Origin of the sequence: Rugosibacter aromaticivorans, assembly GCF_000934545.1 — a bacterium.
GTDB classification, from domain to species: Bacteria; Pseudomonadota; Gammaproteobacteria; order Burkholderiales; family Rhodocyclaceae; genus Rugosibacter; species Rugosibacter aromaticivorans.
In genome coordinates this window covers 2,251,272-2,263,764 of the sequence record NZ_CP010554.1, presented here as the reverse complement: position 1 = coordinate 2,263,764, position 12,493 = coordinate 2,251,272, and the positions used below count along the sequence as shown (strand labels likewise).

General features: G+C 53.2%; 11 protein-coding genes. 1 reads left to right on the top strand and 10 read right to left on the bottom strand.

What is annotated here, in order from left to right; all coding sequences use genetic code 11:
- Positions 1–2: 2 nt before the first annotated feature.
- Entirely contained in the window at positions 3–1,136 is a 1,134-nt protein-coding gene (locus PG1C_RS11280; RefSeq protein ID WP_202634862.1) for an acyltransferase family protein, read from the top strand.
- A gap of 4 nt (positions 1,137–1,140) precedes the next feature.
- Here PG1C_RS11280 and PG1C_RS11275 read toward each other — a convergent pair whose 3' ends face one another.
- The 10 genes from PG1C_RS11275 to PG1C_RS11230 all read right to left on the bottom strand — a co-directional run bounded on the left by PG1C_RS11275 (position 1,141) and on the right by PG1C_RS11230 (position 12,487).
- The gene (locus PG1C_RS11275) at positions 1,141–2,739 is read right to left on the bottom strand and encodes a hypothetical protein (RefSeq protein WP_202634861.1); all 1,599 of its coding nucleotides are present in this window, start codon (positions 2,737–2,739) and stop codon (positions 1,141–1,143) included.
- 52 nt (positions 2,740–2,791) lie between these two features.
- A complete protein-coding gene (locus PG1C_RS11270) occupies positions 2,792–4,231 on the bottom strand; it encodes a UbiA family prenyltransferase (protein WP_202634860.1) in 1,440 nt (479 codons plus the stop codon).
- A 90-nt stretch (positions 4,232–4,321) separates the two neighbouring features.
- On the bottom strand, positions 4,322–5,389 hold the full coding sequence (locus tag PG1C_RS11265) for an acyltransferase family protein (protein WP_202634859.1): 1,068 nt from the start codon (positions 5,387–5,389) through the stop codon (positions 4,322–4,324).
- A 66-nt stretch (positions 5,390–5,455) separates the two neighbouring features.
- Complete coding sequence (locus PG1C_RS11260; RefSeq protein ID WP_202634858.1) at positions 5,456–6,559, bottom strand: glycoside hydrolase family 88 protein; 1,104 nt, start codon at positions 6,557–6,559, stop codon at positions 5,456–5,458.
- Between the two features lie 7 nt (positions 6,560–6,566).
- Complete coding sequence (locus tag PG1C_RS11255; protein ID WP_202634857.1) at positions 6,567–7,526, bottom strand: glycosyltransferase family 2 protein; 960 nt, start codon at positions 7,524–7,526, stop codon at positions 6,567–6,569.
- Between the two features lie 21 nt (positions 7,527–7,547).
- Positions 7,548–8,801 (bottom strand): polysaccharide pyruvyl transferase family protein, encoded by a 1,254-nt coding sequence (locus tag PG1C_RS11250; protein ID WP_202634856.1) that lies wholly within the window; start codon positions 8,799–8,801, stop codon positions 7,548–7,550.
- Positions 8,802–8,836: 35 nt separating this feature from the next.
- Positions 8,837–9,559: an FkbM family methyltransferase gene (locus tag PG1C_RS11245; RefSeq protein ID WP_202634855.1), complete on the bottom strand. Its 723-nt coding sequence runs from the start codon at positions 9,557–9,559 to the stop codon at positions 8,837–8,839.
- A gap of 11 nt (positions 9,560–9,570) precedes the next feature.
- Positions 9,571–10,764, bottom strand: a complete 1,194-nt coding sequence (locus PG1C_RS11240; protein WP_202634854.1) for a glycosyltransferase family 4 protein — start codon at positions 10,762–10,764, stop codon at positions 9,571–9,573.
- A 62-nt stretch (positions 10,765–10,826) separates the two neighbouring features.
- Complete coding sequence (locus PG1C_RS11235) at positions 10,827–11,639, bottom strand: glycosyltransferase family 2 protein (RefSeq protein ID WP_202634853.1); 813 nt, start codon at positions 11,637–11,639, stop codon at positions 10,827–10,829.
- On the bottom strand, positions 11,636–12,487 hold the full coding sequence (locus tag PG1C_RS11230; RefSeq protein WP_202634852.1) for a glycosyltransferase family protein: 852 nt from the start codon (positions 12,485–12,487) through the stop codon (positions 11,636–11,638). Before PG1C_RS11230 ends, PG1C_RS11235 begins: the two co-directional genes overlap by 4 nt.
- Positions 12,488–12,493: the final 6 nt, after the last annotated feature.

Here is a 12,493-nt window from a genome sequence, read left to right as displayed (position 1 = left end):
GTGTGAGTTTAGGCGGCTACAATATTGACGCGCAATACCGCTACCCATGGATCGACGTTCTGCGTGGCATCGCCATTCTGATGGTGATCGCAGTGCATGCGAGCCACGGGCTGAAAGGCAGCGAGTCGCTGGTCAAGACGATATTCGGTTTCGGTGGTTATGGCGTGCAGTTGTTTTTTGTTGCCTCCGCCATGACGCTCTGTATGTCGCTGGAAAATAACTACGGCAAGCCCCGCTGGCTGATGAAATATGCTGTTCGACGATATTTTCGTATTGCCCCGATGTACTACGTTGGGATCGTTTTGTATTTCTTCTGGTCTTTTGCAAAAAACTATACCCAGAATGGATTGTTCGGCCCGCTGCCTCAATACACGGTGACGAACGTGCTGACCAACATCGTTTTCATTCACGGGTTTTTCCCCGAGGCGTACAACAACATTGTTCCCGGTGGCTGGTCTATTGGCACAGAGGTAGCGTTTTATGTGCTTTTCCCTTGTCTGTTTTTGCTGTATCGAAAGATCAAGCGACCGTTCTTGCTGAGTGTGTTGCTCATCGCCGGCTGTTATGTGCTCATCTCCCTGGTTCAAGGGTGGTTCGGACAATCAACCGTCAGCAGTGCATTCTTGTATTTCAATATTGCCAACCAGCTGCATATTTTCATTATCGGCATGCTGGGGTTTTATTTTTTTCCAGTCATTGCCAGGCTCCCTTTCCCCGTGCTCATGCTGCTGCTTTTCTTGTCGGGAATGATTGGCTATCACATCAGCTCGATCGTCGTTGCTAATATCCCGTTTCTGGTATTGGCTGCTTATGCCGTGGCTTTTGTCGTTCTTGCTGCATTCGTGGCACGGCTCAAATTCAAGACAGTCTGGCTCGGCGAAATTGGCCGCCGTTCATTCTCCATGTATGTGGTGCACTTTCTTTTCATGAATGTCATCGATTACAGCTTCAATCACGGTAGCGGTTTATTGACGGAATATCCCAACCTGAAAGCGCTGGTACATTTTGGAGTTGCCGTGCTGGCCACGTATTGGGTTGCGGGGCTCACCAAACGCTGGGTTGAAGATCCTTGCATTCAGTTCGGTTCACGATTGATAAAAAACCGATCAAGCCACGATAAATCCACACAGAGTTGAGCCGTCAATGGCTGCGACTCGCCTCACTGTGCGTTGCGCTGCAACGAAGCACGACTACCCCGCGAAACTGTCGGAGTTCTTCTCGCGTGGCCGAGGCACATCCAGCGCCATCTTTTAGCAAATCGTTGTTGCCAACCTCCCAGAAGCCGGCAGATGTAACCGTGCTTGGCAGCGGGCTAAAGCCTATCCACATTGCGCCGTTTTGGGTGACAAGTTCGCGGGTCTTCGGCACCAGCCCCAGGCGTGTGAGCCACGTGGTTCCGAGACGAGCATAAATCCGTGTCCAAGTTTCTGATCCGTCGGCTCTGACAGGATCTTGAATCTCGAGGAGATTTCCCCAGCTTGGGCCTTGAAGATATCTGGCCATGCCCCAAAACGCGACGTTGACTGGCACGTAAATCGGGAGCCGTTCGGTGTTGGCTTGGGCAATGAACAGTGCCGCTTCCCGGTATTGCATCTTGCGCGGTAGTCCGGCTTGGCCCCAGGCAACGGCCACTAATGCGGCGCAGAAGATACCGATGAAACCGATCAAGATCATGGGATGCTGCCGCGACGTGCCTTGATTTCTCGAGTATAGAGAATGCCATAGTAGGGCTGCGGACAGCGCGAGAAAGGGTGCACAAAAGGCAACCGCGCGGTCAATCCACACCGGGCGAACGACCAATGACACGATCGCCAGTATCAGAACTGGCCAGACCACGAAGGACAACAGAGTATGCCGGGTTGTCCGATTCCCAAACATCAGCGCGAGCGCGACGAACCCCATAATGGCCAGGGCCATCACCAAGCGAATGGTGCCTGGAATTTCGAGGGTGCCATAACCAAGAATCCAACCCGAAAGCGTCTTGACGACAGCCCCGAAGGTTGGAATGCCGGTATGCGAAACCGAGCGCATGCTGGCATTGGCTAGCCAAGGGGCAAGCAGGATACCCACGCTCAAGATAACGTCCCAGGAGCGAATGAGCCCCTTGAAGCCAAAGTGACTCCAGCGGCCCAGCAATGCGTAGAGCAGGACGGATGAAACGGGAACAAAGGCGGAACTGTGCGTACCGGCAAGGACGCCCAGCACAACCACTAACCAAACTGCGTTTCTCAGCTCGGGGCTGTCGATCCATCGTTCTGCACGAATCCAGCCAATCACGGTTAAACAGGAAATCATTGCGTACATGCGCAGCTCTGTAGCGTAGTAGATTTCGCTACCCGAGACAGCGAGGAGAGTTGCCGCCAATAGCGCGGTGGCAGGCCCAGCAAGGCGATATACACCATAGGCTGCCGCCAATAGAGCTCCCATGCTCCAGGCCACCGAATTCGCGAGGAGCCATCCATCCGTGACTGAAGGCAAGCTCCACAGCTTCAACTGCAAGTAGTAGAAAGGAGGGTGAATGTCAAAACGGAGAACGGCGACGATCACTTCCAGGGGATTCAGGTTAGCAAAGGACGCACCGAACACTTCGTCTTGCCACAGGCCATCAACGCCAAGTGCCCTGTATCGAAGCACTAGTGCGAGTGAAGTAATCAGGAGGGCAGCGAGCCCCCACATCCACCCTGGTATCGTCTTTTTTGACAGGGCTGGATCAGGGAGATGCGATGTGAGCAAGTCCATCAGAGGTTCGCTTTCATGAGTGGTTGATATTTGAGTTGTCGCGATAACAACCTCAGATAGCGATAAATGTGACGATGGCCATGGCAACAAAGACAATCCAGCTGCCGCGATCACGCAGGCTGAATACCAGTGGGTCGTCGTGCATTTCGCCACGCGAGGTTTTGATCCACAATCGGGAAGTCCAGTACAACATCAACGGGCAAAGTAACCACAGCAGGCGTGGGTGGCTGTAATGGCCAATCACGGCCGGGCTGTCCACATACAGCGCCAGCACTAGTGCGGCGAGGTATCCAGCCGAGATACCCATGCTGCTAATGGCTTGAGCATCGCTGAGCTGATAATCCCGGCCTTTGGCACCCTCGCGTTCAAGTTTTTCCATGGTGACCAGTTCTGCCCCGCGCTTGACCAACGCCAGGCTAAGGAAGGTGAACATCGAGAAGGCTAGCAGCCATGAAGAGATATCAACGTTGATGACAATCGCACCAGCAATGATGCGTACCGTATAAAGCAGAGCGAGCAAGAGCACGTCGATCAGCACATAGGTCTTGAAGTAGAGTGAGTACGACAGCGTGAGCGCGAGGTAACTCAACAGTGCCAACAAAAACCACAGCGAGATGCTGGCGGCGAGAAACAGGCCGCCGAGCAGCAACAGAACCATGCCAATGCAGCCTGGCACGATGCCCAGATTACCCGCAGCGAAGGGCCGTCGACACTTGCGGGGATGCCTGCGGTCACTGGCGAGATCAAGCAGGTCATTAAGCATGTAGGTCGCAGACGCGACAAGGCCGAAGGCAATAAATGCCAGCGCAACAGCCATCAGGTTGCTGGTGTTGAACGCGTGGGAAGTCAGCAGAGGCACACCAATCAGCAGATTTTTCATCCACTGGTGCAGGCGCGTTTGTTTTAACCAGATACGCCACAGCGGGGGTCTATCATCAAAAATCTGGGTGACTTCCGTGCGTTGTCGTGCGCCATGCGCTACGCCTGAACCGGGGTTTACCACAATGGCTTGGCGCGCACGGGCCCAGATGGGAAAGTCGGCCCTGGCGTTGCCCGCATAATCGAAAGGGGAACCGTTAGTGATTTTCAATATTGCGGCCAATTTGACTTCGCTGCGCAAATTGCGTTTGCCATCGCTGCATAGCACGCTCTGAAAAAGGCCGAGACGATCCGCTACGGGTTGCGCAAGACAGGCGTCCGAGGCCGTGGCGAGGTGAATGGCGCGCCCTGATGCATGCTGTGCTCGCAGGTAGGCAACGAACTCATTTTGTAGCGGCAGTGTGTCGATCTCCAGGCTAACGCGCTCGGCGATGCGGGCTTTCAGATGGGCCTTGCCGCGCAACAGCCAGATACCCATGACAAAGATCATCCACGGCGCTTGTTTGACCAGTGCCAGCGCACTTTCCGCCAGTAGATCCGTCTTGATGAGTGTGCCATCGAGATCAACGAATAACGGCACGGAACGGTCGGTGTCTGAGGTCACTAAGGTCATAATGCAGCCGGATCAAGAGGTGGGGGAGTGGGGGTGATTATATGCAGTTCACCTATGCCTGAAAGACGAGTGAACGCCCGCGTCTGCGTTTTATTTAAAACGAATTTTTACACGCTCGGCAGGCGAGGCAAGCAGCCCAAAGGCAACAGACATTACCAGTGCCAAGAGCCAAACGGCAAGGATGGGTATGTCGAGCTGCTTTCCGGCTAACGTGGCGATGGTATAGCCAGCGCCTTGCCAGAGATAAATTGAGTATCCCGAGGTGATGAAAGGCTTCAGCCAGGGGGCATCACCAAACTTTTCAAACCATGCAACAACGCGTGGTTTGTTGAATGCGATAAATAAAAATAAAGAGATCCAGAGGCATGAGAACAAGAAAAACAATTCGTTCGGTGGGAATTTATTGACTTGCATATCCAGCAGCTGAATGTCATTGCCAGCAATGACCACGCCGACAAGCAGCGCGAGTGAAACGAATGCAATCGTCAAGAAGTTGACTCGGCGGAAGTACTCTTTTGAGTGCGCAAGATAATAGCCAAATAACGAGAAAATCAAATAAAATGCAGATTGTTTGATCAGGTTCTCAATGTTTCTGGCAGGTAGGTGCACCTCAGAGAGAAGAACCTCAAAAAGCGTAATCCCGAGCATCAGAATCAATAAATGAGGGCTCTTGAACGGACGAAACTTTGTCACGACAGGCATGGCAGCAGTGACAATCAAAAAAACAGGAATAAACCACAAATGCCAATTGAGCATGCCAGTAGAAAACCCCTGACCTGCCTTCACCGGGTTTAACCAGACGCGTGTTAAATCGAGCAGTGAGACTGTCACACCGTCGCCGATAAATGACATGGCATACACATAGAGAATGCAAAAAATCGCATACACCATGTAGGGTAAAAGAATTCGTGTACATCGTGCGGCGAGAAACAAGCCGTAGGCTTTTATATTCGGATGTTGCATCGCCTGGCCGCTTTTTGACTGTTCATACAAATAATATGAGTAGCCGGAAACGATAAAGATTGCGGGCATCTCAAACAGCAATAAAGAGCTGATGGATTGTGGAAGCAGATGTAGCCAAAATAGCCCATGAATAATGAAGACAATGTATAGCATCAACATGCCACGCGTTGTATCAATCGTTTTTATGCGCGCCAATTGAATCCTCCTATTTGTAGTCGTTGCGACAGAAACTAACCTACGGAATGAAACATTAGCGAAATATCAGACAGGCGATGAGCCTTCGCCGGCAATAAGATCAACTGCCACTGCGGGCGCCTGGGCCCACATGAAAGATCCAAAAGCGGTGCTGTAGTCCCCGATGCCCATTGCCTCGCCAGAGCATTGGCCGACAAGGCCTTTATCGTCGGTTACTGAGTCGATAGCAGAACGCGCACGCGCCAGCATCTGTGGCTGGCACGCAGCTTGTGCAAAATTCGCTTGTTGCCAGCGTGCCAGCGCATAGGCAATCAATGCGGTGACTGAACTATCAGGCGGCGCAGCGGGTAAATCCAGTCGCCAGGGCCAATGGCCGTCTTCGCGCTGGCAGAGGGCGAGTTTTTCCAGTAAGTGCTGACTGCGAGCCAGCCACAGGATTTTATCTTCACCCTCGGGCAATTCGCAGACGGTATCGACCATGCCGATCAACAGCCAGCCAATGCCGCGCCCCCAGCCAGAAATGCCACTGGTTTTAAGCGTGGTGGCATCAAAGGCGTGGAAAACCCAGGTATCGTCAGCCCGTCCATGTTGCCATAGGGCTTCTAGCTGGCGCAGGGCAATGTGGGCATAACCTGGCACTGCGGTTAGACGAGAAAGCCGGGCAAGAAACGGACAGATAAAAGCCACGGTATCGACCAGTACCCACTGTTTCCCTACCGTGTAAGGGATGCGGCCATTCTGTGCCCCTGGCAAACAAGCAAATGCCTCGCCCTGCGCCTTGGCATAAGTCAGGTAGCGCGGGTTTTGAGTCAACTCGAACAATCTCAGCGCGGCATAACCCAGCCCGCCACGATCTATTGCCACACCAGCGAGGGTTGATTGCCCTTGTGAGTCAATCAGGCCTTGAAAACATTTTTCTATCCACGCACATTCTTTTTTGGCTTGATCGCGTGCGGCATTAAGGCATAAAAAAGTCAAGCCCAGCGGCCAGGTGAGCGCGCCCGATGGGCGGCCCAGAAAACGATAACCCAGCCGCGATAAACGCCAGCCGGAGAATTTGATCAGTGAGCGCACCCAGAGCGAGCGAGTACCTAACCACCAGGCATAGCTTTGCGCAGCAGAAACCAGCCGTGCGTGGCGGTCAATGCTTGACGTGGTTTTCGGTGCCATCAGCGGTTCACGCCGGCTGATGATTTTTCAGCGCCCGCAGCGCTTGGCGGAGGGAGGTGAGGGCAATGTAGGCGGCTGAGCGAAGCGGCAAAGCCCCACCTTTTAGCGCACGAAAAAATGCTCGCCGTGCCACCGCCGGAGAGCCTTCCCAAAAATGATTGTAACCATGGGTGAACTCGCTCTCTGCCAGGCGTTTTTTGAATTCATCCAAGGGCAAACCCGTGCCATCGGGGTTGGTAAGCCCCCAGCGGCTGACCGCGATTTTCAGCAATTGGGTGAGATGATTTTCCGGGTCCAAAAGCCGCATGGCGCTGGCTTCGTGAATGCGATACAGCGCCACCGGCCCATCCAGTGCGTGCATCGGGTAGATGCGTGAAACCTTGAGCCAGAACAGATAATCTTCGCCGATGCGCATCGACGCATCGAAGCCACCCAGGCGCGTGAACACTTCACGGCGTATCACCGCCGTATTCATGCCGACCAGCAAGCCTTTGAGCAAGCGAGAGTAAAGCCAGCCGGAACGCTCGGTCTCGCAGGTAATCAGGTCTTGGCAATCTTGCATGAGGCTTTGCGCAGGGGGAAAGGCGCCATCATCCGCACGCGCCCATTTGGTGAAACCGCCAAACACGCAGCCGACTTCCGGGTGCTGCTCAAAGTAACGAATCTGAGCGGCCAGTTTGCCGGGAAACCAGACATCGTCAGCATCTAAAAACGCGAAAAATTGCCCGCAGGCAAGCTGCATGCCGGTGTTTCTGGCGGTGGAAACACCGCTGCCTTCCAAGCGATGCACGCGAATTCGCGGGTCCAGCTGCGTGAGCGTCGGGTAATCAAAGTCATCCGAACCATCATCGATCACGATGATTTCAAGATCGCTGAAGCTTTGGCTGCAAACGCTGGCCAAGGCTTCGTGAATGAATTCGCGTCCATTGCGCACGGGGACAATGACAGAGACGAGGGGCGCTGACATGGCAGTGATTATGTACGTGCGTTAAGCAGTGTTCGGGACAGCGGGCAGATCGGCAGATGATGCCGACGGCCGGCCTAAAGCAGCTTGGCACGATGCCACAAAGGCGCGGGTCGCTGTTTCCAGTGCCGTGCGCCGCTGAGCTATCTGCTTGCGCACTGGCTGCGGGTCTGCCAGTAGTTTGTGCGCCCGTTCCAGCAACAGCGCGGGCGAAAATTCGGCGGCTGAAAGGCAGTTTTCCGCGAGGCCCATGAGATCAAAAAACCCCTGATGCTTGATGTCATACGCCAGACCGATGCACGGTGTGCCGGCACTGGTCGCCAGAATGCAGGAATGCAGCATGCCGCCGATATGCAGGTCGAGTTTGCCATATCCCTGCGCCAAGGTTGCCGTGTCACCAGCGACGACTTTTACCGAGAGACCACGCACCGCCAGCAGTTTGGGCAGCACCCGTTCGGTTTCAAAATGCACGAAATAATGAAACTGGCAGCCGGTTTCCTGTTGGAGTGTTTTCAAGGCGGTGGCGTAGGCGTCAAGATTTCTTTGCAGCAGTATTGTTACATCAGGACCATGAAAGAAAAGATTCAGGCCGATCACCGGGCGTTCTTTGGGCATGGAAGGCGGGCGCGGGTTCTGGCTAATGGCATGCAGGGCACAGAAATGCAGCGCCGGGTCGCCAATCAAGTGCACAGGCCGATTCGTCAAAGGCGAAAGAGCCGCCTGCGTGTCGGCATCGCGCACCGAAATGCCGTCTGCCCGGTCGAGCAACTGGGTGACGCGTTGCGCGTCTTCCGGGTGCAGCGTTGTGGGCGCTTGGGAATCATTAACGTTCGGAAAATTCAGCCCGATGCCGAAAAAAATGGCGTGTGCCCCCCGTTGTTCTAGTACATGCAGATCGTGTGCAATTCGTGGGGCGAGCCGGCCATTGCGCAGGGAAAAATAACCGCTACCTGCGAAGACAATGGTTTCTTGGGTGCCAGGCTCATGCGGCGGCAGCGCGTCCAGCTCACCCCAGTTGAGATAGTGCAGCGGGCGATCTACCGCGTGGGTCAAAAACGCGGTCACGGATTGCGAAATTGCCACGTCGCCCAGATTGATCACGTCCGGCCCCAGGTAATTACGATAGTCGAGATGCGAGAGATCGCCGTGACGAAAGTGGGTGACATCGCGATAGCCATGCAATTTGCGGCGCGCAGCGGTACGCAATTGCTCCATCTTGGATAAGGGCGTGCGGGGCTTGGCTTCGGCACCGTAGAGGATGAATGTAGGGGCAGTCATAGCAGGTTGTTTATTTTTTTTCGAGAAAGCGCTTATTAATCATGATGCAATCCATTTCGAGCAACAAAGGGAAATGCCCCATTGTTAGGGACTAATGCACTGAGTTCAAAACCAGCATTTGTGTATTCAACCAACGCGTCATGATACGAGGGACTGTCTTTGTATAGGCGCTTAAAACTCAGTTCGCTTTGAAGTCCTCGGATTTCATGGAGGATGCCCTTTGCTCCATTGAAAACCAACAGGTCATTCCCTTGAGTATCCATTTTTAGGAACGGTTTGACGAACCCATAATTTTTTTGGAGCTCATTAAATAAAGTTTCGAGCCGATAACATTGAACAGAAACCACCTCCCGAACCTTATTCAAATAAGATAGTCCGGTATATTCTTCTGTATTTGGTTCTTTGAATGAGCTGAACTGGCTTTCCGCCATGATGTTAAAAGGCAGACTTCCTTCGGCATCAGAAAGTGCGCTGTTGAATACATGCCAATTCTCATCAAACTTTGATCGCTTGAGCAATTCCGGGTAAAGGGCCGGATTTGGTTCGAATGAAATAATCAGCCCCGAGAAGCCAACTCTTTTACGCAACATCGCCGCATATTGTCCAGAATTAGCACCGACATCGAATACGCAATCGATGTCAAGGAGGTTGAAAGTTTTCTTCAGATGTCTGATTTCATGCAAGCCGGAAAATTCGTTATTTGACAGGATAACATCAGCTATTTTGGCTGCGGTTTGCTTCAAGAAATCAAGCTTCATGGCGATATGATTTATGCAGAAAAAATAGACTGGAGTGTTCGTCCGACTTGCTTTGAAAACGAGTCGAACGATAGTTTTTGCAGGACACTATGGTGTCCGTTTTGTGCAAGCTTCAAGGCCAACTCGCGGTCTGTTAGCAAGGCGGTACAGTGTGCGGCAAAAGCATCGTCGTCATACGCCACAAGGAGGTCTTGATTTTCCACAAAGTAATTTCGCCATCCATTAAAAGCATAAACGCTGACAACAACCGGGCGGTTATGTGCCAGGGCTTCCGGCACCTTAATGTTTGAGCCACCGCCGGACAAAACGGGAACAACGCAAATGGCCGCATTTTTATAAGCCGCATCAATGTTTTCGGCATAGCCTTCTGCAATGCAATTCGGAAAGGTATTCCAGCGCTTTAAATTTTCCGGTGTGCTTTTGCCCACAATCCTGAATTGGGCGGACGGGTTTTTGGCAAGAATTTTCGGCCAGATATGGGCCAGAAAATGCTCCACTGCGATGATGTTCGGCTGCCAGGACATGAAGCCGACAAACAGCAGTGTTTTCCCGTCTGACGCCGAGTAATCCGCTGGGTGCTGCGGGAAAGAGGGCATGTTGGAAAGCAAAGCGCCTTTTAGTTCAGGGAAGGTGGCTTGATCCCGTTCGCAAACAAACAAAAAATGTGCGCTCTGGGCGTGTGCTGATTTCAACCGCGCCTTGATGATGAGTTGATTCAGCCATTTCACGGTTTCCTTGATGATCGCGCGGGGTTGCCGTAATGAGCGCCAAGGCACGTTGTACACCGGGTCGTCAAAGTCGATGATGAGTGGTTTATTAACGGGTAACTGACATTTGAGATAGGGCGTGATGTAGCGGCAAACAATGCAGTCGTATTGATCGAAGTCTACGGTGGCGGCAAGAAGTTTGGAGAGCTGTTTTGAGGGCAGGCCACACCAGGCGCGATCAAGAAAGCTGCTCGGTTCATGGTCAATGCGGAACAGTTTGCCGCCGCCGAGTTCATCAGGCAGATCGGATACGGTATTAGCGCCACTGGTTTCAGAGAATAAAACGACATCTGTCGGTAACTGTTGACCGAGCGCCTTGAGCAGAAAGTGTGTTCTTTGCCCTGCGCCATAGTTGGTGCATTGCGGGTCGTGGTAGGTCAGCAAGAGGGCGCGTCGCGTGTTAGGGGGCGTCATGGCTTGGGTTATGGCTAAAGTCATGACTTATGTCGCCGTCCCACCAGCGCCGACTTTTTGACAGTTTATAGATTGGGCGTGCATAGCTAGGCTGTTTCTGGTTTGCCAGTATTCAAATACTTGAGTTTGATGTACTTGAGATAAACCGTATCCCGCACATATTTGCCCAGTATCCGCCCCGGCGCGCCATCGCGCCAGCCGCCGTAGAGCAGGTGCCAGCGTGCCCAGATCAGCCAGGGGTAAGCGTAAATTTTTAGCCAGGAGGATGGCTCGCCTTTAGCCTGCATGTCTTCTGCGGCGAGTTTTGTGTATAGGCCGATTTTTGCGTAAAGGTCGTCAATGCTGTCGCAGCTGTAATGCAGTAGCGGCTCATCAAGGGCGCTGATTTTGGCGCCGTCCAGTTGCAGTTGTTCATGGATGATGCGGCTGCCGCGATGGCTTAAGCGTTCGCGCTGAAACAGGCGAACAATGAATTCGGGTGTTTTGACGGGGTAAAAATTGCGCACGGGTTGCCCCATGAAAAACCAGTTTCTGCGGATGGAAAATCCGTCAGGGGTTGCTCCTGCTTCGGTTTGAAACTGGGTGTTTTTTAACTGCTGCAAGCGTTTGCCGAGGGCTTCTGAGACGACTTCATCCGAATCCAGCGCCAGCACCCACGGCTGGGTGCAGTGGTCTTCAGCAAAAATGCGCTGGTCGCGAAAGTTGTCAAAACTGCGCGTGAGGATGTTGGCGCCAAAAGCCAAGGCGATTGCAATGGTTTGGTCTGTGCTGCCGGAATCGACAATGAGGATTTCATCGGCAATGGGTTTGATGGAGGCCAGCACCTGCGCCAGACGGCGTTCACTGTTATAGGTGAGGATGTAGCAGGAAAGCGTGGAAGGCGCGGTTGTCATCATCATGCGGTGAAGCGGGGCAGGCCAAAGTGGTCGCGCAGTTGGTCTGAAATGCGCTGATAGACGGCTTTGGGCTTGAGCTTCACAAAATGCGCGAATGTGGGTGAGTGCTGCACATGGGTGCGCGGGAAAAATCGGCCCAGCAAGCGGAAGTCGTCGTACCGGGTGATCCGGCTGGTGTGGGTAAAGGGATCGAACTGCATGTCGGAGGCGTTAATCGTCGTGATTTGTATGCTGCCTTCGGCAGGTTGGTAGCTGACTGTCGGGGTGTGCAGTTTGCCTAATGTGGCGCCAATGAAGGGTTCGTCGGCCAGTTGCAGTTTGTTGCGGTGAAATGAACCGAGCAGTTCTTTGTGGTTTTCCACGAGGTCCAGCGCGGTGGCAAAGAAGTGGTCAGATTCTGCGCCCTGGCGAAAATAAAACACGCCGGAATTCAAGATGCGCATGTAGTCGATGCCGAGTTTTTTAATCACTTTGGCAATATCAAAGCCATACCAGCGGCCGGAGGTGGCTTTGCCGCCGGGGCTGCAAAAACCGGGGCTTTGAAATTTGGCCCAATGCCTGTCCATGTCGTTTTTGAGCAGTATGCAGTCGGAATCGACAAACATGGTTTCGTCAAACGGGCTGACTTCGTTGATGCGCAGTTTGTTAAGGCAACCGTGAAAGCCGGGCTTGGCGTCCATAAAGGTGATCCGGTCGATAAATTTGCGGCAAGCCTCGGGGATGTCCATGGTGCGGTCAGTGACGATGCACACCGGGCGGGTGGGGTCATTGAGCTTTAGCGAGAGCACCAGGTTCATGGCCAGATCAAGATAAAAGCGGCTGCCGGTGGCGAGGGTGATGTAGCCTTGCATGTGTGT

What these genes read in the sequence shown, in the direction of transcription:
- PG1C_RS11235 (WP_202634853.1), bottom strand. Translation starts at nt 11,639, where the DNA reads ATGATGATGACAACCGCGCCTTCCACGCTTTCCTGCTACATCCTCACC.
- PG1C_RS11275 (WP_202634861.1), bottom strand. Translation starts at nt 2,739, where the DNA reads ATGGACTTGCTCACATCGCATCTCCCTGATCCAGCCCTGTCAAAAAAG.
- PG1C_RS11240 (WP_202634854.1), bottom strand. Translation starts at nt 10,764, where the DNA reads ATGACTTTAGCCATAACCCAAGCCATGACGCCCCCTAACACGCGACGC.
- PG1C_RS11260 (WP_202634858.1), bottom strand. Translation starts at nt 6,559, where the DNA reads ATGGCACCGAAAACCACGTCAAGCATTGACCGCCACGCACGGCTGGTT.
- PG1C_RS11245 (WP_202634855.1), bottom strand. Translation starts at nt 9,559, where the DNA reads ATGAAGCTTGATTTCTTGAAGCAAACCGCAGCCAAAATAGCTGATGTT.
- PG1C_RS11230 (WP_202634852.1), bottom strand. Translation starts at nt 12,487, where the DNA reads ATGCAAGGCTACATCACCCTCGCCACCGGCAGCCGCTTTTATCTTGAT.
- PG1C_RS11255 (WP_202634857.1), bottom strand. Translation starts at nt 7,526, where the DNA reads ATGTCAGCGCCCCTCGTCTCTGTCATTGTCCCCGTGCGCAATGGACGC.
- PG1C_RS11270 (WP_202634860.1), bottom strand. Translation starts at nt 4,231, where the DNA reads ATGACCTTAGTGACCTCAGACACCGACCGTTCCGTGCCGTTATTCGTT.
- PG1C_RS11250 (WP_202634856.1), bottom strand. Translation starts at nt 8,801, where the DNA reads ATGACTGCCCCTACATTCATCCTCTACGGTGCCGAAGCCAAGCCCCGC.